Here is a 23,138-nt window from a genome sequence, read left to right as displayed (position 1 = left end):
AAAGAAAGGACTGAAATGGCTATGACAATCGGAACGATTCATTCTGTTGAATCCTGCGGCACGGTCGACGGACCGGGTATTCGCTTCATCGTCTTCACGCAAGGCTGTCCTTTACGTTGCCAATACTGCCACAATGCGGATACGTGGGAATTCGGATGTGGTCGTTCCGTCTCGGCAACGGAAATCATTGAAGAAGCGGAAAGTTACCGATCATTTTTTGAAGCAACAGGCGGTGGTATCACATTTTCCGGCGGAGAACCCCTTGCCCAACCGGAATTTTTGGAAGCAGCACTTCGGGAAGCAAAACAAAAAGGCTTGCATACCGTCATCGATACAGCCGGTTCGGTCGTCCCTAAAAATATCGACCGGATTCTCGATTACACGGATCTCGTGTTACTCGACATTAAGCATATTGATGATGCGACCTGCCGGATTCTGACGGGGCGCAGTAATGCCAATACGCTTGCCTTTGCCAAACGGTTGGCAGAACGGAACATTCCCGTCTGGATCCGCCACGTTCTCGTGCCCGGTTTGACGATGACGGAGACGTTCCTGCGCCAGACCGGTGAATTCATCCGGACACTCGGTAATGTCGAACGGATCGAAGTACTTCCTTATCATCAGCTTGGCGTCTACAAATGGGAAGCGCTCGGTCTCGATTATCCATTAGCGGATGTTCTGCCGCCAAATCCAGAGGAAGCTGCTGCGGCTCAAGTATTGCTTGATTCTTACTTGTCTTGCTGACGACAAGTTGCTACACTGAACACATAGTCTATGAATAGGAGGTACAATACCGAAATGAAGCATTCACTCGCTACTGTCTAATGATGAAAGAATTCATCACTTTCGCAATGAGTTGCGGATGACTGACGCTACGAGTCTGCTCATTTTCGGTATTTCCGTCATTCGGAATATACCTTCTTTGATCTGCCCTCCTGCACACCATCCGCTCGCTTTCGGATGGTGTGTTTTCATTTCATCAATGCTGAAATGAACCCAAAAGGAGCTGAACATATGCCTGCAGAAATCTTATCTTTTCATGATGTACGCTTTGATCTTCCACAACAGACGTTGTTTCAACACGTGTCATTTTCCATCCGTCCCGGTGAGCATATTGCTTTGGTCGGTTCCAATGGTGTCGGTAAAACGACACTCTTCCAGCTGATTTTAAAACAGCTTCAGCCGACGGAAGGAAACATCTTCCGCGGCTATACGAACGTTGGACATGTCGCCCAACATCTCACTTCCAGTACACCGGCCATTCGGCTTGTTGAACAGGCTGACCGAGTACGTTACGAAGCAAGGGAAGCGGCTCTCCACTCATCGTCACTCGAAAACTACCAAGCTGCGCTCGATCTCGATGCTTTTTCACTTGAGACAGACGCCGCTCGGGCGTTAAAAGAAGTGCAATTGCCGGAACACGTCTGGACACACCCATTCGATACACTGAGCGGCGGCGAGCAGACACGCATTCAACTCGCCTGCCTGTTGGTCCAACAGCCGGATTTCATTCTGCTCGACGAACCGACCAATCACTTGGACTCGGATACGCTGGATTGGTTGATTCACTGGATGCATCAAACGCCGCTTACCATCCTGTATGTGTCACATGAGCGGGCTTTCATCGATGCGACAGCCGAGGCTGTCCTTGAACTGACTCCGAGTCAGGCAACGCGGTATAAAGGAAACTACCAAGCGTATTGTGAGCAAAAAGAACAGGAACGCCTGACGCAGGAACGCGAGTATGAAAAGCAGGAAAAAACGCGAAAGGAACTCAAACGGATGATTACCCAGTATCAAAATTGGCATCAGCAAGCTGTCGCTCACGCCAGTGAACGGAATCCTTACGCCAAGAAAAAAGCAGCAAAACAAGCTAAAAAATTTAAGGCGAAAGAAAAACAACTCGAGCAGGTGCTCGACCGCCGTGTCGCTAAACCGGAATCCCCGTCCTCCGTTCATGTAGCCTTTGAAGCGGCATCGTTTGCCGCCAAGCAGTTGCTTGCACTGGACGCCGTTTCCTTTTCGTACGATGACCGGACATTGTTTCAAAAACTGAGTTTTTCCATACAACAAGGCGACCGGATTGCCGTCATCGGTCGGAATGGTTCCGGCAAGACGACTTTGCTCCGGCTAATTCGAGGGGAGCTCAACCCGACGGAAGGAACGGTGACACGCCATCCTGCTCTGACAGTCGGTTACTTTTCGCAGGCACTTGCGGATTTACCCACTTCCGGCTCTCTGCTCGACACGTTGATGCAGGAAACGACGATTTCTGAGACCGATGCCCGGACGCTGCTCGCTTGTTTTCTGTTTCGCCGGGAACAGGTATATAAACCAATTACTGAAGCAAGCATGGGTGAACGGTGCCGGATTGCGTTCTTACGCCTTTACTTTTCCGGTGCCCGTCTGTTGATTCTCGATGAGCCGACCAACTACCTTGATTTGACGACCCGCGAACAAATCGAAGCCGCCCTCGATGTCTTTCCGGGTGAATTGTTGTTCGTATCACATGACCGTTACTTTAACGACCGTCTTTCGAACCGGACCATCTCGCTCGATCCACATGAACATGCGACCGTTCATCCGGTCGGGACAAAACAATTGCGCGAACAGCAGCCGAGTGACATTGAGGTCATTCAAAATGATTTGAAACGTCTTGAAGATTTGACGGGTACGATCGATTTTGACCGTGATTAAAGATCTTTTCAACAAAAGGAACGACACCTTCTCTGATTCGTCAGAAAGGTGTCGTTCCTTTGTGATTTTAAATAAAATCATCGTTTTTGATACTTCAGTTTCGTCCGTGCCTGGGCCTGTTTGTGAATCTTTTTCCACTTCTCTTTTTCTGCTGCCTGAAGAGCTGTATTTTGCTTTCGTTCTGCATAAGCAACTTCACGTTTCAGCTTCAGGAAACTGTCCCACCGTTCGCGCGACAGCTTTCCATCTGCCAAAGCGGCTTGGACAGCACAGCCTGGTTCTTCTACGTGCTGACAGTCCCGGAAACGGCAGGATTCCGCCAGCTCCTCAATATCCGAGAAGGTCGCTGCCAGTCCTTCTGTTCCGTCCCATAATCCGAGTTCCCGCATTCCCGGTGTATCGACGAGTAACAGACCGTTCGACAATCGTTTTAACTCCCGGTGTGTCGTCGTATGCCGGCCCCGTTCATCATCTTCCCGGACACCGCCCGTTTCCATCAGCTGTTCTTCTGCCAACGCATTGACGAGTGTCGATTTCCCGACGCCGGATGAGCCGACCAGGACAATCGTCTCCCGTGGGTGCAACGCGTCTCTTAATTCGGTCACCCCGTCACCCGTCAACGAATCCACAGCGAAATACGGTGTCCCAAAGGCGACAGTTTCCATCTCCGACAGGAACTCGTCGACCGAATCCACTAAACTTTTTTTCGTCAAGACGATAAGTGGTGTGACCCCGGCTTCCCAGGCGACCGTCAGATATCGTTCCAGGCGACGCACGTTAAAATCATGTCCAAATGCCATGACGAGCAATGCAATGTCGACATTCGCACAAATAACTTGTTCCTCGGTTTCCGTTCCGGCTGCTTTTCTGGAAAATTGCGTACTTCGCGGCAAGACACGTTCAATCCGTCCCTTACCGGCTTCCCGTCCGCTCTGAATCACCCAGTCCCCGACTGCCGGCAATTCGGATTTCGTCATGGCTTCAAATCGCAACTTTCCGGATAACTCACTTAATGTTTCCCCGTCAGCCGTCATCACACGGAACTGTTTTTGAAAGACTGCCGTGACACGACCTAACTGTTCATTTATACCGACTTCATGTGCCGGTACTTTACCCCATTCGTTCAAATGGTCTCCTCCTCTGATTTAAGGGAGGGAAACCCCTCCCTGTGTTCCGATATGGTTTTCTGTTATGTGGCTGATTGCATACATAAAAACACCACTCCTCTCGTTTCTTATAGTCGAATTTTACCATATTCTATTCAGCTGACCTAGTAGACTCATTAAAGTCAGACTTCCCTCCTCCGCCTCAAGTCGGAGATGATTCCGGTCCGAAGGGCGTCGTGATTGCGGATTCACTTCGGTAAGATAAGAGTATCAAGAAAAAGGAGGCTTCATCATGAAGCAATCAAAAGGAAAACAGGTCTTGATGGCACTTGCCGGTCTCGCCCTTCTCGCTGTCGTCATCGGTACATTACCGCATATGATCGGACTCGGGCTCGGCGCGCTACTCGCTTTTTACGCCATCAGTAAGTTTATCCAAACATCAAGCGTTTTCGCGAAAATCGGATTTGGACTGCTCGCAGCAATCGGAATCGGTGTTGCCCTATCAAACATCTGGGCTGTTGTCGGGATCGCTGCCGCACTTGCACTCTACATCGGATACATGCGTATGAAACTGCAACGTGTTGATTTGAATCAACTGTTCGCCCGCCGTCGTCCGGCCGCATCGTCCCACTTTGAAGCCGATTGGCAAGATCTCGATCAAAAACGCTAACAAATGGACAGTACATCACGAACCGATACTTTGTAGATTTAACATCCAAGGAGGAATTTTTGATGAAAAACGTATTCGATCAATTAAATGAGTTTGCCAATCAAATGATGACAGAAGTAAAAAAAGCCGCCGATCAGGGAGAAGCACCTGCTAAAAAGCTGGTCCGCCACATCCGGACAACCGAATCGGACTTAAAAGAAATCGACCGTTTACTGGAACGTCAACGGACGTTGCTTGTTGAACTGACACAAAAACAGGATGAAGCGAAGGAACTCGCAGATAAACGTTTTACACAAGTTGAAATCGCCAAAGAAGCAGGCGAACAAGAACTTGCAGAACGGGCGGCCATCGAGTCGAAACATTACGGGGAACAGTTCCGCTTCTTTGAAGAACTGATTGTCGAAACGAAACGTGAGCTCAATCAGCTCGAACGGGAAGCACTGGAATTGAAACTGAAGCTGGAAGACTTACAAAACAAACGGTATGAATGGATGATGCGTGAAAACGTCTCGAATTTAAAATCGAAGATGAACCAGGTGCTAGAACGCGAACCAAATGCTACTATTAAACAAGAACAACATCCATTCACAACAAACGAACCTGAAACGAAAGAAGAGGAAGCGCCGATTGCAGAAGATGATATTGATGCGCGGATTGCCGATCTCGAACGTCGTTTCCAAAAATAAGTATTCGGACGAAGGAGGCATTCTTGCCTCCCTTTGTCATGTCAGGAAGGAGATTGCCCGTGCGACGATTAAGTACAAAACAACTAGTCGGCTACGTGTCGATCCTGTTTGCTCTCGGACTATTCTATGATTTGATGACAGGCGCGGGAAATGTATTATTCGGAGTGCTTTTCCCCTTCCTCCTGTATTATGTCGGGATTCATTTCCGAAAAAGAAATCATGAAAAACTGGCTATCCTGTTTTACATCGTTGGTACAATCATCTTAGCCGGTGTCGTCCTCAGTTCGGCAGCGATCGGATTCGTCATCGCCGGTATTCTGCTGTATCTCGGAATCATTCTCGTAACCCGTCACTCTGTCCGGGAATTTTTCTTCTCAAAAATTTCACCGAGCTTATATGAGGAGGAAGGCATTAAGATTCAACCGGCCTATTCTTTTGCGACACAACAGGAACTTCCCTACGTTTTAAAAGATTTGAGCGAACAATTCATCGTCCGTGATCTCGAAATCGACTTGACGCATGCTTATGTTCCGGAAGGCGAAACACTGATCGTCGTCAGTGGTGTCGTCGGTGATGTCCGAATCCTGTTACCGTCCGGTTACGATTACACGCTCGATACATCGATTGGTTTCGGGAGCGTCAAGACAGATGTCCGTCGTATTCCGACTTTCTTTAATCGCCGAATCCAGTACCGTGCCCCCGAATATGACGAGGCTGTCCGAAAAGTCCGGATTCATGTCATGCTTGGAATCGGGAACGTGGAGGTGACCTCGATATGAAACGTGATCAATTTCCGCTTGGTGTCATCGCACTCCAGGTCATGACCGGTTTTTTGACGGCTGTGATGACGACGTTATTATTTCTAAGTACACGCCAAGTCAATTGGCATGTACTTTTCGTCCGTCAACAGGACTTTCCTGTTTTTCTGCTCGTCATCGGTTTATCGCTTTTATTACCGTTAGCAGTTGGCAGTATCCACTATTTCTTTTTACGGCGCGATTTCAAGAGAGTCACAACGGCCATCATTGAACTGGAGCAAGGAAAAGAAGTGACAATTGTCAACGGTCCTTATTTCCACACGCTGACACGTCTGTCGCGGATCGGGAAACGGATTGATGAACAGGTCGAAACCGTTCAAAAAATCAGTACCCGTCCCCAACACATCGAACAAGTCCGTGTCCAGGCCATTACAGAAGAGCGAAAACGGCTGGCCCGTGATTTACACGACTCTGTTTCCCAGCAGCTGTATGCCATCTCGATGATGACGACAGCAGCGAAACAGACGATTCTGACGCAACCTGAAACAGCTGCCAAACAAATCGATTTGGTCGAAACAATGGCCCAGACGGCACAGTCAGAAATGCGTTCCCTGTTATTACAATTACGCCCGGTCGAACTCGAAGGCATGACCCTTCAGCAAGGCCTGACTCAATTGTTGGAAGAGTTATCAAGAAAGCAGTCCACCGAGCTGAGTTGGAAGCTTGAATCCATCGAATTACCCCGCCCGATTGAGAACGAATTGTTCCGGATTGTCCAAGAAGGACTGACCAATGCATTGCGCCATGCCAAAGCGTCACATATGGACATCGAACTTCGTCAATTCAATGATACAGTCATCTTAAGCATGAATGATGACGGCGTTGGTTTTATCGTCGATGAAAAAAAACTCGCTTCTTACGGCATCAATTCGATGCGGGAACGAACGGCTGAGATGGGTGGAGCGATTCGTCTCGTCAGTGTTCCGGGACAAGGAACACAAATTGAAGTAAAATTAAGAAAAGATCGGATGGTGCAAGTATGATACGTGTGTTATTAGTCGATGATCACGAAATGGTCCGTGCAGGTGTTTCTGCTTTTTTGTCCACTCAACCAGATATCGAGGTCGTAGCAGAAGCATCGGACGGACAAGTAGGTGCTGAGCTTGCATTGAAACATCGTCCGGATGTCGTTTTAATGGATTTAGTCATGGAGCCGGTCGATGGCGTTGAAGGAACACGGTTGATTCGAAAAGAATGGCCAGATGCCAAAATTCTAGTCGTCACCAGCTTTTTAGATGATGAAAAGGTCTACCCTGTCATCGAGGCCGGTGCAATGAGTTATGTCTTAAAAACAGCAAGTGCCTTTGAAATTGCAGAAGCGATTCGAAAAACAGCAAGTGGTCAATCCGTCATGGCGGCCCAAGTCACGGGGAAAATGATGGAACGTTTACGAAAACCAACGAGCCATCTCCATGATGATTTGACAGAACGCGAACAGGAAGTATTGCAACTGATGGCACGCGGAATGGCGAACCAGGAAATTGCCGACGAACTGTTCATCTCTTTGAAGACTGTCAAAACACATGTTTCGAACATCTTGTCGAAGCTTGATGTCGTTGACCGGACGCAAGCTGTCGTTTATGCGTTTAAACACAACATCGTTAAGTAATCTTCAGCATTTTTCTATACTTACAATTGCTCTCATACTCAATGAAAATGACCGGGTTCCTCCTGTATCTCAGAGGAACCCGGTCATTTATTTGTTTTCGTTCTGTCACCACAATTTCCAGCCTGGTGCTCCAGGCGGCGCATTCTCAATCATATGCCAAATTGGAACCGTATAGGCAAATGCAATTAACGCAAACGTCACGAAAATCCAAAGCTTCCAATTTTCGAAGAACAGCGGTGTTTGCATCGCTGCTTTTTCTGTTTCAGCAACCGGGAACTCTTCCATGCCTTTCGGTGCCCGGAAAGCGAGTTGGAACATCGCAAATAAGAACAACAGAATGGAAAGGAATAAAATCGTTCCGCCAATTGCCATCGCAACATGATACGGAATCCAGTCGGCAACAAGCGAATCTTTGAAGTAAGCTGCCGGACCTGTTCGTCTCGGATTACCGAGTAACCCTGAAATATGCATCGCTGTCGACATGAACAGCATACCGACCGTCCACAACATCGTTTGGATCAGTCCGATCCGGTTGAGTTGTTTCGTCAGCGTCCGTCCTCTGAGCAAGGGGACCAACCAATAGGCAGTTCCAAAAAACGTTAAGGCAACGGCAGCTCCGACCGTGATATGAAAATGACCGGTCACCCACAGTGTGTTGTGGACAACAATGTTTAATTGATGCGACGCATTGATGACTCCACCTGCTCCCGCCGGAATGAAAAATAACATTCCGACAAACGGTGCTAAAAAGCGGACATCCCGGTACGGCATCTTCTTGATCCAGCCGAACAGTCCGGTTGCGCCTTGACGCCGCCCTGCCAGTTCAAAAGTCGCAAACATCGAGAAGGCTGTCATGAGTGACGGGATGATGACCAAAAACGTGAGGACGACCTGAATGTATTTCCAAAAGGCTGAGATACCCGGTTCCAACAATTGATGATGGAATCCGACAGGGAAGGAAAACAGTAAAAATAATAAAAAGGACATCCGGGCCAATGCATCTGAAAAAATCTTTCCGCCGACGATTTTCGGAATCACGGTGTACCAGACGATATATGCCGGCAACAGCCAAAAATATACAAGCGGATGACCAAAGTACCAAAAGAGCGTGCGTGACAACTCAATTCCGACTTTATCCGTCCAACCGAGTGACAACGGTAAGAGTTGAAACAAAATCGTAGCAGCGACTCCGAGTGTCGCGACGACCCATAACAATACCGTCATGATACTCATGTATGCCTGAAGCGGTGGATGAACACCTTTGTGCTCCCGTTTATAGTCCGCGTACATCCGGAACATCGCACCGGAAGAAATCCACGTTCCGACAACAAAGATGACAAGTCCGATATAAAACACCGGGTGAGCCTTCAATGGTGCATAAAAGGTATATAAAACAGAAGCTTCTCCTGCGAGGACCATCCATGTGACGAGGACGACACCAAGCATCATAAACCAAAATCCGACCCAACCGAGCCGTCTTGGAAATTCTTCGAAACGCCCAAACGATTGTCCTAAAAAAGAAAATAGTAAGCCAAAAATAAATAATGTCGTAAATACAATCGCCAGCATCAACCCGTGGGCCGTCAATAATTCATAATAGCCGACGCCTGCAATTTCCGGAATCACACCGGTCCGCACGAGTGTCTGCAGTAACCCGCATAACCCGCCAATCAACAAGGCGACGAGCGAAAAGCTGACATGGGCAAAAGCCAGTTTCGCTTCTTTTAAGCCAATTGCCGTCGCCGGCATTCCCCGCTCCATCTCAAATTCTTTTAATTTTCTCGAAATGGCATTCATTTACTCCACCACCTTAATTTTTGTCGACATCATATGGTGACCGCTTCCGCAATACTCATTACAGACAATCAAATACTCTCCGGCTTTTTTAAAGGTATATTCGATTGAATTGATATGACCGGGTACGACCATCATGTTGACATTTGTCTTTACGATTTCAAAACCGTGAACGACATCTTTTGACGTCACGAGAAAGTCTACCGTTGCCCCTTTTTTAATTACCATATCTTGTGGCGTGAACTGAAACGCTTGCGACACCATGACTGCTTCATAGCGGTTTTCGTCAATTTTTTTCAACCCCGGTTTATCAAATGGTTTGGTCTGATCCACTTGTGTCGGATCAATTAATGTAGCGTCAGACGGCGGTTGATTGCCGGATGCAAAAGCAGAAATACCAATGATGACTAAAAAAACGGCTAACATCACACAACCAAATACTAACCAAATTTTCTCCAAACGATGAATGTGCATTGCCTTTCCTCCTTATCTGGAACTAAATAATAGAAAAATCGATCCCCACATCCCGATGATGACGGAAGCAACAATAAAAACGGCGACGATTGTGCCTGATAAATTCGGTTCTGGTTTACTGCTCATGATGCCTGACTCCCTTCTCATTTCAACTTGATGTCCTGTCTTCATTCTAGAAAAGACGTACCGCTTGAGACCGTGATAAATGTCACACCATTTGTGACGATTTCTCGCTTTCCCTTCTAAAAACACACATAAAGTTCACATTTTAGGAAGAAGCTCTCAAAAAAATCCCCTTGTCTCAAGGACAAGAGGATTCGCTTTATTTTTAAATCCGGCATACACCTACCGGACATCCTTCACAATGGCATAAATCTCTCAAATAGTTAGCATCATGGACGATGATTTTAGTCGTCGTTGATGAAATGACCTTGTCTTTTTTCCACTGGGAAAACATGCGATTGACCGTTTCGCGCGGCGCCCCGATCAACTGACCGAGTTCGCTATCGGATGGTCGTTTGGAAATGACATAGTCTTCCCCAACCTGTTTTCCATGCATGGCAATCAACCGGAGTAAGGTCGAGGCCAGTGCACCTTGTTTCCCAAACAACAACAGGTCACGCAGTTTCGTTTCGGACTGCTTTCGCATCAAGGCTTGCCAACGCATGATTTCTAAGGCAAATACACCGTCCTGCTTCATCAATTCCTCAAGCTTCGTTTTCGAAATGACACCCAGGACACTGTCTTCCATTGTTTCAACGCTATAAGAACTTGGAAATGCTTCGCCGACATCAAACTCACCGAACAAATCACCCTTAAAGTATAAAAACATCATTAAAGGGCTGCCTTTTTTCGTCAGTTTAGACAGTTTGACACCGCCTTGCTTCACATAAAACAACTTATCGTTTAACTCACCTTCCCAACAAACGATTGAATCCTTTTTAAACGTCACCTCTGTCATGAAGTCTTCCAGTATCATTCGTGTCTCTGCTGATAAGACAAACGTATTGGCTTCTGTTGTTCCGCAAGCAAGCATTTCGCATTCTCCTTTCCTTGATTCCTTCTGCTCCTAGTATAGAACATCACACGTCAAAAAAACGTTTTTTCAAAAGATTGTCAAACTTTGTTCATGTTTTCACAAAATTTTTTAAAAAAATGATTCTAGTTTCGTTTAAAAACATAGATCATTTTTTTACTTCAACGTACTTTCCGGTAGTAATGATCGACAATCCGACGTGTCGCTTGTCCAGGTTGTTCCGTATACCAGACTGTTTTGAATTTTTCCATCGCTGTCCGGCTTTCTTCTAGCGCTGCATCCGAATTAATCCAGTTCAATATAACATCAAATTGATTTGTGCAAGTAACCGGTAACGGGTCCGGATAGGAATCGATGATACCCGGAATCTGCCGGTACGTGTCGATATCTGGTGTGTAAAGAATGGTTGGAACATCCAGCAGACAACTTTCAAAAGGAATCGAGGAATAATCGGTGATCAATACATCGGTGATGAGTAAGTAATCATTGATTGAATATTCGTCCGTAACGAAGTGCACATGTTTTTTTTGATGTGTGAACATCGAACGGACCGTCGGATGTAATTTGACAAGAATTGTCCATCCTTGATCGGTCAATTGTTCGAGTTGGCGGACAGTCTGTCCTTCCATTCCATTATATTCCCGGTAGGTTGGCGCATACAATAGAATACGACGTTCCTGTTTGACGTAAGCATCGTGAAGTTTTTTTTTGGTGTGTTGATGTTGTTCGTCAAACCAGTAATCTGTCCGGGGCACACCAAATGTTTTGAAGACTGTCCGCGGAAGATCATGTGGTCCCATGAATTGTTTCGCGCAAGCTCCTCCCGGTACGATGAAGTCCCCATAACGCTGGTACACCCGTTTGAAACGTCGCAGGACATGCTTCGGTACCATCAAACTCTTTGATGACGTCAAACCGAATTTCTTTAGTGTCCCTGCAGCATGCCATAACTGGATCCGTTTTGTTCCCTGACGAATCGGGGCGACACTATATTCGCCGATATAGTTATCGATGAAATGATGCTTCGATGTTGCAAGAAGGTACGCCAGCCGAATAAAACTCAGTCTGCGATAAGGCAATGCATATTCCGCCGACCATGCTTCCGGATATTTCACAAATTTTTTATCATAAATCAAATACCGTTTTTCGTTCGGAAATTCCGTCAGGAGCGCATCATTGATCGGTTTCACATTATCACCGTAAGTGACCCAAAAGAGCGTCACGGGTCTCACAGGTAACAAGCAGAAGATTCGATAGAAAATCCGGAAAAGCAGCAAGTAGATTTGCACGATACTCTCTCTCACGTTATTCCCTCCCTTCCATGAAGAAAGACCGCACGCAGGGTGTGGTCTTTTTTGTTCACGAACCTTTTCCTAACTCCGTTTTGATCTGGCTTGTCGAAATACCTTCCGTCCGACTGAGATAAACGACTTCACAATATTCTTTCAAGAAATCGAATTCACCGGCCCAGTCATCTCCCATGACAAATGTATCGATTTGATGTTCTTGTACATCGGTGATTTTCTGATCCCAATTGTTTTCCGCAATGACTTCGTCAACGTAACGAATTGATTCCAAAATCAATTTACGGTTTTCGAAGCTGTGATACGATTCTTTATGTTTCAATCGATTGAACTCGTCCGTCGAAATCGCGACGACTAAATAATCGCCCATTTCCTTTGCGCGTTTGAGGATGTTGATGTGACCCCAATGCAGTAAATCAAATGTGCCGTACGTGATGACTTTTTTCATGATAATTCTCCTTTATGCTGATTGCTGACAGGTTGCAAAAGACGTTGATAGGCTTGTAAAGACGCTGTTCCGTCATCCCATTGACAAAATTTCTTTTCAAATGCAGCAAATTTTGCGCCATATCGATTACTCCATTCATGCAACCGATCAATCTCTTCAAATAATCGTGCTTGTTGTAAAACGAGCGGACCCGGTGCTTCCTGCTCAAAGTCAAAATAGAATCCGCGCAGTTGATCCCGATAATGTTCTAAATCATACGTGTAAAAAATCATCGGTCGTTTCAGATGAGCATAGTCAAACATGACGGATGAATAATCTGTAATCATAGCATCTGCTGCGATATATAAATCTGAAATATCCGGGTAATCCGAAGCGTTGTGGACAGATAGATAAGCTGACGTATCCACTTGATCCGCTACTAAATAATGCATCCGGATCAGCAACGTATATTCAGCACCAAACCGTTTTTCGAACTGTTCCAACGAAAATGGCAACGTAAAGGAATACGATCCTTGTGCCACGTACTCGTTGTCTCGCCAGGTCGGCGCATACAGAATGATTTTCTTAGTCCGATCAATTTGATACCGCGAATAAACCCGTTCGACGATTTCCGGATGCCGTTCCGTCTGGTAAAACACATCATTGCGTGGATAACCGACTTCAAGCATTTCACCTGAAAAATGAAAGGCCCGTCGAAAAATCCGACTTGAATAGGCATTCGGTGAAATCAAAAAATCCCACTTTGATGCTTCACGCGCAAAGTCACGCTTATAGCGTTTTGTCGTCGTATTGGCCATCTGCACATCATCCATGTCGAGTGCCAGCTTCTTTAACGGCGTTCCATGCCACGTCTGTAAATAGATGGTCCCTTTTCGTTTGAACAACCAAGAGGGAAGCCTGCTGTTAGAAATCCAGACGCGCGATGTAGCGAGCAGATAAATCCAGCGAATCGTCATTCGATTGACTGTCTGCACCGTCGGATCCGTTAATACACTCTGTCGATCTTTACTGAAAATCAACTCAAGTTCCGGATGTTCTTGTTTTAACGCTTCATAAATGGCACGTGGATTGTCGCTGTATTGTTTTCCTAAAAAGCTTTCGAAAAGGAAGCGATTTGGGTGAACCGGCAAACAAGCAAACAACCGCATCACGAGGTGCAATCCCGTTTCGACCAGTTTAGTTTTCTTGATCCACTGACGTAATTGACGTTTCAAAACATGTACTCCTTAATTCAACAAAAATTTACTTTTTATAACACTTCATATTAATCAAACCTCAACCATCATAACAAAAAGCGCATCCATTTGGAATCAGTATTTGAACGCATATAACGGAATGGTAAATCAAACTTCGTCGTATTGTGCACAAGGCCTTTTTGATGGCTGAACGTTTCAAAGCTGTACTTGCCATGATATCCACCAATCCCGCTGGCACCGACACCACCAAACGGTAAGTTATGCTGTGCGACATGCATGAGCGTATCATTCACACAACCGCCACCAAAGGAAATCCGGTTCAGGACACGTTCCTTGACGAAGTCATTTTCTGTGAACAAATAGAGTGCAAGTGGTTTATCACGGTCTGTGACAAATGTGATGACATCTTCAATTTCATCATATACAAGAACCGGCAAAATCGGACCGAAAATTTCTTCTTGCATCAATTTCGAATCAAGAGGAACGTTCGTCATGACGGTCGGAGCCATTTTTCTTGTTTCCGGATTGACTTGTCCGCCGAATTCAATGTCTCCCTGATCGAGATAGCCCGTCAAGCGTTCCAAGTGACTGTCGGATACAATTTTGACGTATGATCCAACTCCCACCCCATTTCCATACTGTGAAAATGCTTCTTCCTCGATATAACGCAGGAATGTTTCTTGTACATCCCGATGAACAAAAACATAATCCGGTGCGATACATGTTTGTCCGGCATTTAACCATTTGCCCCAGGCAATCCGTTTCGCCGCGAGTCTTAAGTCTGCATCCTTGTGGACAATCGTCGGAGACTTACCGCCGAGTTCAAGTGTGACCGGTGTCAGGTGTTTCGCTGCCGCCTGATGAACAATTTTTCCGACGCGTGTCGAACCCGTAAAAAAGATGTAATCAAACTTTTCTTCTAACACTGCTGTACTCACTTCCGCATCACCTTCGATTACGACACCAAAACGTTCATGGAAGGCCGTCTCAAAGACTTCGCGTAGCACACGTGAGACGTTTGGCGTTAATTCCGAAGGTTTCAAAACGACGGTATTCCCCGCTGCAATCGCGCCTACGACAGGTGCAAGGGCAAGTTGGAAAGGATAATTCCAAGGTGCGATGACAAGAACGTTTCCGTACGGTTCGAAACGGATTTCACTTTTCGAGCCAAAATGCAACAATGGCGTCCCCACACGGCGCGGCTTTGCAAGACGGCGCAATTGTTTTTCCATCCGATTGATTTCGCCGTAGACAAAACCGATTTCTGTCGTAAAAGCGTCTTGACGCCCTTTATTCAAGTCGACTTTCAAGGCATCGTAAATGGCTGCTTCATGCGTTTCAATCGCTTGTTTCAAGAACGTCAACATACTTAAACGAAAAGCAATGCTTCTTGTTGCGCCTGTCTTGAAAAAAGTCCGTTGTACCTCGACCTGACGTGCTACATCTAATCCCGTTGTCGTCAATCCCATCCGTAAATCCCCCTTGTGAGCTCATTCATTTCTTCCTTCTCATTCTACCATAGCTGCCAGGGCAAATAAAAAAAGCGGAGAGTCTTTTCTCCGCCTTCCGTTTACAGTTGGATTGCTGTTTCAAGTGCGACTTTCATCATGTCGTTAAACGTCGTTTGACGTTCTTCCGACGTCGTCTCTTCACCCGTCAACAAGTGATCGGAAATCGTTAAGATCGTCAAGGCGTTGACTTTATGTTTTGCAGCGAGTGTGTAGAGACCTGCCGCTTCCATCTCGATTGCGAGGCAACCGAAGTCCGCCCATTTTTTGAAGTGGTGGAAATCATCTTGGTAAAATTGATCGGTCGTGAAGATTTGACCGACTTTTGCATCGATGCCGTGTTCTTTCGCTGTCATATAAGCTTTGTGCAATAAGTCAAACGATGCTGTCGGCGCATAATCCAGTCCGTTGAACCGAACCCGGTTTTGTGCCATATCGTGTGACGCACTCATCGCGATGACGACGTCGCGGACTTTGACGTCCGGCGTGATCCCGCCGGCAGTACCGACACGAATCAGGTTTTTAGCTCCGTATGATTGGATTAATTCGTTTGCATAAATCGACATCGACGGGACACCCATCCCTGTTCCTTGAACAGAAACTTTTTTACCTTTATACGTTCCTGTAAAACCATACATTCCGCGAACTTCGTTATACAAAACGACGTCCTCTAAAAATGTATCGGCAATGTATTTTGCACGAAGTGGATCTCCTGGAAGTAATACGGTTTCTGCAATCTGACCTTCTGTTGCGTTAATGTGTACGCTCATGTACGATTCCTCCTCTAAATAGTGACTAAACCGACAACAACTCCCGGAACTCATTTGGAGTCATTCCAAACTGCTTTTTAAAGACTTTCCGAAAATATTTATCATCATGGTATCCGACTTCAAGCGCGATCTCGTAGATTCGAGCATCCGTCTCACCCAACAATTCCTTCGCCCGATTTAAACGGATCGTTTGAATATAATCCGATAGATTGACCGAAAAACGTTGTTTGAATCGTCTTGAAATGTATTCCCGGCTTAAGTAAAAGCGTTCGCTCATGAGTTGAAGCGTTAGTTCTTCCGCATAGTGTGTCGCAATGTACTTCGCAATCTGATCAATCGCTTCTCCTTGTTCCGGAACAGGACCTATCAATTCCATCGCACGCCCGACAGCATCGTTTAAAATATCAGGATCGATTGGCTTGAGTAAGTAATCAAACGATTGATGCAAAATCGCACGACGCATATACGTATAATCATCATACCCTGTCAATACAATCGTGACGACCTTTGGATGATGATTTTTTGTCCATTCGAGTAAACTTAGTCCGTCCAGTCCGGGCATTTCGACATCTGTTAACATCAAATCGATTTTTTCCTGTTCCAAAAAACGTTTGGCAGTGACTCCGTCATCCGCTTCAAAGATGTTGTCTACCTGCCATGTATCCCACTCGCCAAGCAATTTAACGGCATCACGAACATGTTTTTCGTCGTCTACGATCAATACATTCATCATAGTTCCTCCTGTTCAACGGGAATTCGAATGACGATTCTAAAACCACCTTCAGTTGGAGACTGCAGGATCATACTGGCTTCCTCTCCATAAAAGATTAATAGACGTTCGTAGATATTGTGTAGACCGATCCCGGATGTTTGACGGTCTTCCGGCCGACGGTGCATCCGCATCGTTTGATCAATACTTTTCAGTTCCGTCGATTCCATGACTGCCCCGCTGTTTTCGACTTGAATGATCAGTTGATCCCCGTCACTTCTGACTTTATAGGCGAGATAGTTTTCGGTTGCATCTACCTGTTGATTAAACGCATGCTTAAAATAATTTTCAGCAAAGGGTTGTAAAATCATTTTCGGGACTTCAATCGAATTCATGTGCCACGGCACATCAACGATGTAGCGGAATCGATCGGGAAAGCGTTGCTGCTGAAGACGCATATAGGACTGAAGATGATCGACTTCCTGCTTCAACGTCACAATTGTCTGTTCATTATTCATCGAATAACGCATCATTTGCGAAAGTCCTGTAATCGAACGATATGCAACTTTTCGGTCGCCCTGTAACGTCGTCGTCCCGATTGATTGCAAGGCATTAAACAAAAAATGCGGATTCAACTGGGATTGTAAGGCCCGCAATTCATTCGTCCGGTTTTCCAGTGCCAAACGGTATTCACGTTTGATCAGCCGGTCGATTCGTTGAATCATCCGCTGGAACTGCCGATTCAGCAATCCAATCTCATCATTGGTTGTCGCAATGAATTGAGCCGATAAATCGCCTTGTTCGACACGCCACACGTTTGCTGTCAGCTGTTTAATCGGCTTTGTGATTTCAAGTGCCACGAGACTTGCTGCAATAATCATCAAGACTAACGAGCCAATTCCGATCAAAATTAAAATCAGAGCTGTTTCATTAGCACTTTTGACGACAGAGGCGTATGGCGTCGTCTTAACAAGTGTGATAGGAACACCCTGTGTTTTCGTTTTGGCATAAACGATGAAGGAGTCCCCGACCCGCATGCTGCCACTTTTACCTGTAAATCGGTCATTCGTGACCGGAAGCTCTTTTCCCGTCTTGGCAATCAATTGATTTCCATTCAACAGCCAAAGCGATTCACCGGGGAAGTTTTCAAACAGCTTTAATTGCTGTTCAAAGACACTCGTTGGAATGTCGACAGAAAGAAATCCAAGCGGTTCATCTGTTTCCACACGATTGATCCGGTAACGGAAGCTGACGATCTGTTTGTCATCCAAAATCATCGTATGTGTATTATAGGCAGTAATCTGATGTGCCGGATCAATCAACCAGCCGTTTTTTTGTTTCATCAAACGAAAGTAGTCGGTCTCCTGTAACCAATCAAACTTCCCCCGGCTGGATGTCTTCATGTTATAAACCGAGTACTCCGAGTTTCCTTTTAAGATGACAAAGTGAAGCTGCTCAATATCTTGTCTGGATAAAAAGAGTCCGAGAAGCGCCCGTGAAATCACACCCTCCGATTCACTGAGCTCAGCATCCGCCCCGACATTCATAATATTGAGTAAGGAGCGATTCGCATACAAACTTGTCGGTAATCGTCTTATATCTTCCATATAATGACTGATTTGGTTGCTTCCTCTTTTCAAAGCGCTCAAGCTTGAACGTTCCGCCTGCTCCACATTTTGATTCCGTACATAGAGATAAGAAGCTGATGTAGCAAGCGTCGTCGGAATCAGAATCGCTAAGACGACAAGTCGGATCAAACGTGTTCGGATGCTCTTCATCGCCGTCTCCTCCATCCTTTTTCTTCTAATAAGTAGTATAGCATAGCTGTATCCGCTTACATGTACGTGTTTTATTTGTTTGTGCCCCTCACGATTTTCTTCAAATTGGATTTCTAAAAAAACAACACTTGATTCCGAATGAATATTGATATAACATCGTTAATGTTCGTTTTTAACAAACTTTTAAGATTAAGGTGGTCTTTGGTTCATGTTTAAACTATCCGCACACGATACAACGGTCCAACGTGAAATTCAAGCTGGTTTTATCACGTTTATCACGATGGCCTATATTCTATTCGTCAACCCAACCATTTTGTCCGAAGCAGGAATTCCACAAGATCAAGCTTTCTCGGCGACAATTATTGCCACGCTGATCGGGACGTTATTGATGGGCTTTTATGCTAACTTACCGATTGCCGTAGCACCGGGAATGGGATTAAATGCTTATTTTACGTATACCTTGGTAATTGGTGAAAAAATACCTTATCAAACAGCCTTATCGGTCGTCTTCGTTGCCGGCATTATTTTTCTTTTGTTATCCCTGTCCCCTTTACGGACTAAATTGATTGAAGTCATTCCGACCACACTCAAATTGGCTATCACTGGAGGAATCGGTTTGTTCATTGCTTCCCTCGGTTTGAAAATGTCCGGAATCCTTGTCGCAGACCCTGCAACCTTGATTACAATCGGCTCCTTAACATCCCCGGAAGCCCTTATTACGTTAGTCGGTTTACTGATAGCAGCTATTCTGACAGTTAAACGTGTTCCGGGCGGGCTTTTGTACGCGATGATTTTATCCGGACTGCTGGCTTTCTTGACCGGTGAGTTGACGTTCTCGAAAACCTTGATTGCTTTGCCGACTTTACCGGAAGGCATTCTTGTCGCGAATCCGCTCACTGCCGTTCAAGACGTCATTCAATACGGACTCTTCAGTGGTGTGCTTTCGTTTGTGCTCGTCACGATGTTTGATACGACCGGTACGATGGTCGCAGTCGGTGAACAGGCTGGACTGATCGAAGAGGATGGTTCCCTGAAAAACAGTGAACGTGCCTTGTTATCCGATTCAACGGCGATGATTGCCGGAGCTATGTTCGGAACAAGTCCAACCACGGCCTATGTCGAATCGGCTTCCGGTGTCGCAGCCGGCGGACGAACCGGTTTGACATCCGTCACAGTTGGAATCTTGTTTGCGCTGTCAGCAGTTTTCGGCCCAATCGTTCAATCGATTTCAAGCGTTCCGGCCATTACGGCTCCGGCATTACTCCTTGTTGGTGCATTGATGCTACAAAACATCAAACAGATCCAGTGGGAAGATTTCAGTGAAGCCTTTACCGCGTTCATGGTGATCATCATCATGCCGCTATCCGGCAGTATCGCAACAGGTATCGCGTTCGGATTCATCATCTATCCTATCATGAAGGCTGTACAAAAACAGCGGGTCCACTTCTTGATTTATCTGTTCGCCGTTCTGTTTTTCATTCAATTGTTTTTTCTGCATTAATGAATAAAAAAACGTGTAAAAAAAGTGCTGCTTCCAATTTTTCTTGGAAACAGCACTTTTTTTATTATTTCTTCATTTTTTCCCATGTCTTCGTAAAGTCTTGTAACATCTCTTCCGATGTTTTTTGTTTCCCTACATATGCCTGCATGATGGCACCAAATTCATTGACAGCGCCGTCCGGATATTTAAACCAGTTCCATGAGATGGTTTTATCTTCTTTAGAGTACTTGATGATATCGTCAGCCAGTGGTCCAAGATCGGCTGCTTCGATTGATTTGAAAGCCGGAATGAACTTGAACTTGTTGACCATGTAATCTTTTCCTGTGTCAGATGTCGCCATCCACTCGAGGAACTTTTTACCTTCCTCTTTATTTTTCGAGTTTTTGTTGACGACCCAGTTATTCGGAACGCCGACCGGAAGGCGGTCCATTTTTTCTTTATCATCATTGATCGGCATCGGGATGAAGCCCATCTCGATGTCCGGATTAACATCCGTGATCAATTGTTGCGCCCAGTTTCCTTGTTGGATCATTGCTGTTTTCCCTTCAGCAAACTGAGAAACTTGTGTATTGTAATCCGTCGTCAACGGATTTTTGTTTCCGTATTCGATCGTCAAATCAAACAAGTTCATAAACTCTTTAAATTGTTTATTGTCTTCGAACTTTCCTTTTCCAGAGTTCAAATCGGCAATGAACTGATCCGGATCATCCTGTTGCGCCATCGGGATATTCATTAAGTGGTTTCCAAGAATCCACCATTCGCCGTATCCGATTGAGAATGGCGTAACACCATCCGCTTTCAGTTTCTTAGACGCTTCTGTTAATTCTGTTAAAGTTTTTGGTAACTCTGTAATACCGGCTTTCTTGAAGATTTCTTTATTGTAGATGAAACCATAACCTTCCAGGTTCATCGGCATACCATAAAGTTTCCCGTCAATTGTCATCGGTTCTTTTGAAAGGTCTGTTAAATCACTGACCCATTTTTCATCCGAAAGATCTTCCAATTTGTCTTGCCATGTTTTCGCTTCTGTAAATCCACCGTTATTAAAGACATCCGGTTCATTCCCTGAAGCAAACTGCGATTTCAAGGCTGCGCCGTAATCCGATCCGCCACCAACCGTTTGAACGACGACTTTTACGCCTGTTTCTTTTTCATAGGCTTTTGCCATCTTTTCCATGTCTTTTGCGATTTCAGCTTTAAATTGGAATACGTTGAGGGTCTTCCCGTCCTTAGAAGAGCCACTGTCCTTTGAGTCATCACTATTGAGTGTCCCACCGCCACCACATGCTGCAAGTGCTACGACCATTGCGGTCGTCATAACTGGTAGTGCTGCCCATTTACGTTTACGCATTCGGATACCTCCCTGATTTTCGAGTTGATAATCGTGCTACGCTTTTACAATAAATGAAAACGCTTGCAATAAAAACGGATAATTTTGTCCGGTGCGGTGGAAAATATTGAACAATCGTTATCCGATAAAAAAAGTCGGGATTAGTGTATGATAAAAATAGATACTATTTAACGAAGGAGTTTGATGCAATGTCCCTACAGTTCACGATTTTATTGATTGGTTTATTGTTATTTACCGCAGTCTGGACAACGAAATTATCCAGTCGCTTGAACATTCCCGCTCTCTTGATTTTCATCGCTCTTGGTATGATTGCCGGCAGTGATATTACCGGTTTTATCCGGTTCGATGATGCGGAACTGGCGCAATTGCTCGGTACCGTGGCACTGATTATCATCTTATTTGAGGGAGGTCTTCAAACTGCCTGGAAAGAAGTGAAGACGGAATTGTCACCCTCTCTTTCACTTGCAACGTTTGGTGTCTTCATCGCAACGACGATTGTCGCCGTTGCGTCCCATTATATTCTCGGATTCAGCTGGGCTAACGCCTTTCTCCTCGGTGCCATTGTCGGATCGACGGATGCTGCCGCGATTTTTTCAGTACTCAGCGGACAATCAGTCCGGCGGAAAGTAGGATCGACGCTGGAACTCGAATCCGGTACGAATGATCCGATGGCTGTTTTTCTGACCGTCTTCTTCCTGGAATTCGTGACGAATCCTAAAGAGGCCTCACTTGTTTCCGGCTTAACTTCGCTAGTCTGGGAAATGGTGATCGGTTTACTGCTCGGTCTATTCATCGGCTGGATTGCTTCAACATTACTTAACCGGATTGATCTCAGTTCCTCGAGCTTTTATCCGATTCTGCTAATGTCATTCGCTTTTCTTTCGTTCGGTATTGCGGACACGATTCACGCCAGCGGTTTCCTCGCTGTTTACGTGACAGCGATTTATATTAGCAATCATGAGTTGGTCTACCGGCAGACGCTCGTCCGTTTCACAATGAGCATGGCGCACTTGGCGCAAATCGGAATGTTCATCGTGCTCGGATTACTTGTGTTTCCGAAACAGTTGCTTGATCCACAGGTGATTTTATCATCGATTGCCCTCGCTTTGATTTTAATCTTTATCGCTCGTCCGGTTTCCGTTTGGCTCAGTCTCCTTCCCTTTAACTATTCCTGGCAGGAAAAAGTATTTGTCTCTTTTGCCGGTTTAAAAGGAGCTGTTCCAATCATTCTCGCAACTTATCCGCTTGTTGCCGGAATCGATAATGCCGGCATGATCTTCAACATCGTCTTTTTCACTGTTTTGTTATCGACGTTAATCCAAGGGAGTATGTTGACCTTCTTGGCGGACCGGCTTCATTTAAACGAGACCGGTTCATCCACGATTCAAACGGTCATTGAGTTCATGTCGATCGGTAAACCGAATGCGGAAATCATCGAATTGACGATTCCGAACTCTCATCCGTTTGTCGGGGAAGCCATCTCGGATATTGATCTGCCGCAGGAATTTTTAATTACGGCCATCATCCGTAACGATCAAATCGTGACACCACGCGGCGATACAATTTTTGAAGGACGGGATCAATTACTTCTATTAACACCAAAACATCGGATTAAAACACTCAAACGTTTTTTATTCCCGCAAAAAGAGATGACAAAAAAGAGCTGACGTCGCTGTCAGCTCT

The 23,138-nt window shown here is 45.6% G+C and carries 21 protein-coding genes; 9 read left to right on the top strand and 12 right to left on the bottom strand.

Annotated elements, in window-relative coordinates; genetic code table 11:
* Positions 1–21 precede the first annotated feature (21 nt).
* Together pflA and abc-f are read left to right on the top strand one after the other, a co-directional pair.
* Positions 22–744, top strand: a complete 723-nt coding sequence (pflA, locus tag HNY42_RS04540) for a pyruvate formate-lyase-activating protein (protein ID WP_165871685.1) — start codon at positions 22–24, stop codon at positions 742–744.
* 270 nt (positions 745–1,014) lie between these two features.
* Positions 1,015–2,697, top strand: coding sequence for a ribosomal protection-like ABC-F family protein (gene abc-f, locus HNY42_RS04535; protein ID WP_188005184.1), 1,683 nt, complete (start codon positions 1,015–1,017; stop codon positions 2,695–2,697).
* A 77-nt stretch (positions 2,698–2,774) separates the two neighbouring features.
* On the opposite strand, the gene rsgA is transcribed toward abc-f, so the two are convergent.
* Positions 2,775–3,824, bottom strand: a complete 1,050-nt coding sequence (rsgA, locus tag HNY42_RS04530) for a ribosome small subunit-dependent GTPase A (RefSeq protein ID WP_188005183.1) — start codon at positions 3,822–3,824, stop codon at positions 2,775–2,777.
* A 271-nt stretch (positions 3,825–4,095) separates the two neighbouring features.
* Here rsgA and HNY42_RS04525 point away from each other — a divergent pair, with 271 nt between their 5' ends.
* The 5 genes from HNY42_RS04525 to HNY42_RS04505 all read left to right on the top strand — a co-directional run bounded on the left by HNY42_RS04525 (position 4,096) and on the right by HNY42_RS04505 (position 7,586).
* Positions 4,096–4,473, top strand: a complete 378-nt coding sequence (locus tag HNY42_RS04525; protein ID WP_131504215.1) for a lmo0954 family membrane protein — start codon at positions 4,096–4,098, stop codon at positions 4,471–4,473.
* 62 nt (positions 4,474–4,535) lie between these two features.
* Positions 4,536–5,159, top strand: a complete 624-nt coding sequence (locus tag HNY42_RS04520) for a PspA/IM30 family protein (RefSeq protein ID WP_131504216.1) — start codon at positions 4,536–4,538, stop codon at positions 5,157–5,159.
* A gap of 59 nt (positions 5,160–5,218) precedes the next feature.
* Positions 5,219–5,938: a cell wall-active antibiotics response protein LiaF gene (gene liaF, locus HNY42_RS04515; protein ID WP_012369506.1), complete on the top strand. Its 720-nt coding sequence runs from the start codon at positions 5,219–5,221 to the stop codon at positions 5,936–5,938.
* Positions 5,935–6,960: a sensor histidine kinase gene (locus HNY42_RS04510; protein WP_131504217.1), complete on the top strand. Its 1,026-nt coding sequence runs from the start codon at positions 5,935–5,937 to the stop codon at positions 6,958–6,960. The genes liaF and HNY42_RS04510 overlap by 4 nt, the downstream gene beginning before the upstream one ends.
* Entirely contained in the window at positions 6,957–7,586 is a 630-nt protein-coding gene (locus HNY42_RS04505) for a response regulator (protein WP_188005182.1), read from the top strand. Before HNY42_RS04510 ends, HNY42_RS04505 begins: the two co-directional genes overlap by 4 nt.
* 105 nt (positions 7,587–7,691) lie before the next feature.
* On the opposite strand, the gene HNY42_RS04500 is transcribed toward HNY42_RS04505, so the two are convergent.
* The 10 genes from HNY42_RS04500 to HNY42_RS04450 form a co-directional block, all read right to left on the bottom strand.
* Positions 7,692–9,383 (bottom strand): b(o/a)3-type cytochrome-c oxidase subunit 1, encoded by a 1,692-nt coding sequence (locus tag HNY42_RS04500; RefSeq protein ID WP_131504219.1) that lies wholly within the window; start codon positions 9,381–9,383, stop codon positions 7,692–7,694.
* On the bottom strand, positions 9,384–9,854 hold the full coding sequence (locus tag HNY42_RS04495) for a cytochrome c oxidase subunit II (RefSeq protein WP_188005181.1): 471 nt from the start codon (positions 9,852–9,854) through the stop codon (positions 9,384–9,386).
* A 328-nt stretch (positions 9,855–10,182) separates the two neighbouring features.
* The gene (locus HNY42_RS04485) at positions 10,183–10,890 is read right to left on the bottom strand and encodes a Crp/Fnr family transcriptional regulator (protein WP_131504220.1); all 708 of its coding nucleotides are present in this window, start codon (positions 10,888–10,890) and stop codon (positions 10,183–10,185) included.
* Positions 10,891–11,051: 161 nt separating this feature from the next.
* Positions 11,052–12,194: a CDP-glycerol glycerophosphotransferase family protein gene (locus HNY42_RS04480; protein ID WP_188005179.1), complete on the bottom strand. Its 1,143-nt coding sequence runs from the start codon at positions 12,192–12,194 to the stop codon at positions 11,052–11,054.
* A 55-nt stretch (positions 12,195–12,249) separates the two neighbouring features.
* Positions 12,250–12,642 carry a glycerol-3-phosphate cytidylyltransferase gene (gene tagD / locus HNY42_RS04475; protein WP_131504222.1) on the bottom strand — a complete coding sequence of 131 codons (393 nt, stop codon included), beginning with the start codon at positions 12,640–12,642 and terminating at the stop codon, positions 12,250–12,252.
* A complete protein-coding gene (locus tag HNY42_RS04470) occupies positions 12,639–13,856 on the bottom strand; it encodes a CDP-glycerol glycerophosphotransferase family protein (protein ID WP_188005178.1) in 1,218 nt (405 codons plus the stop codon). Before HNY42_RS04470 ends, tagD begins: the two co-directional genes overlap by 4 nt.
* Before the next feature lie 68 nt (positions 13,857–13,924).
* Entirely contained in the window at positions 13,925–15,307 is a 1,383-nt protein-coding gene (locus HNY42_RS04465; RefSeq protein WP_131504224.1) for an aldehyde dehydrogenase, read from the bottom strand.
* A gap of 101 nt (positions 15,308–15,408) precedes the next feature.
* Positions 15,409–16,116, bottom strand: coding sequence for a purine-nucleoside phosphorylase (gene deoD, locus HNY42_RS04460; protein ID WP_026829180.1), 708 nt, complete (start codon positions 16,114–16,116; stop codon positions 15,409–15,411).
* A gap of 25 nt (positions 16,117–16,141) precedes the next feature.
* Positions 16,142–16,846 carry a response regulator transcription factor gene (locus HNY42_RS04455; protein ID WP_251138797.1) on the bottom strand — a complete coding sequence of 235 codons (705 nt, stop codon included), beginning with the start codon at positions 16,844–16,846 and terminating at the stop codon, positions 16,142–16,144.
* Entirely contained in the window at positions 16,846–18,603 is a 1,758-nt protein-coding gene (locus tag HNY42_RS04450; protein ID WP_131504226.1) for a sensor histidine kinase, read from the bottom strand. The genes HNY42_RS04455 and HNY42_RS04450 overlap by 1 nt, the downstream gene beginning before the upstream one ends.
* 208 nt (positions 18,604–18,811) lie before the next feature.
* On the opposite strand from HNY42_RS04450, the gene HNY42_RS04445 reads away from it, so the two are divergent.
* Entirely contained in the window at positions 18,812–20,104 is a 1,293-nt protein-coding gene (locus HNY42_RS04445; protein WP_188005177.1) for an NCS2 family permease, read from the top strand.
* A gap of 64 nt (positions 20,105–20,168) precedes the next feature.
* Here HNY42_RS04445 and HNY42_RS04440 read toward each other — a convergent pair whose 3' ends face one another.
* Positions 20,169–21,455 (bottom strand): ABC transporter substrate-binding protein, encoded by a 1,287-nt coding sequence (locus tag HNY42_RS04440; protein ID WP_114596851.1) that lies wholly within the window; start codon positions 21,453–21,455, stop codon positions 20,169–20,171.
* 188 nt (positions 21,456–21,643) lie between these two features.
* Between HNY42_RS04440 and HNY42_RS04435 the strand changes: the two genes are divergently transcribed.
* Positions 21,644–23,122, top strand: coding sequence for a potassium/proton antiporter (locus HNY42_RS04435; RefSeq protein ID WP_131504228.1), 1,479 nt, complete (start codon positions 21,644–21,646; stop codon positions 23,120–23,122).
* The last annotated feature ends 16 nt before the right edge of the window (positions 23,123–23,138 follow it).

It is taken from the genome of Exiguobacterium sp. Helios (genome assembly GCF_014524545.1).
Lineage (GTDB): Bacteria > Bacillota > Bacilli > Exiguobacteriales > Exiguobacteriaceae > Exiguobacterium_A.
This window is presented reverse-complemented; position numbering and strand designations above follow the sequence as displayed.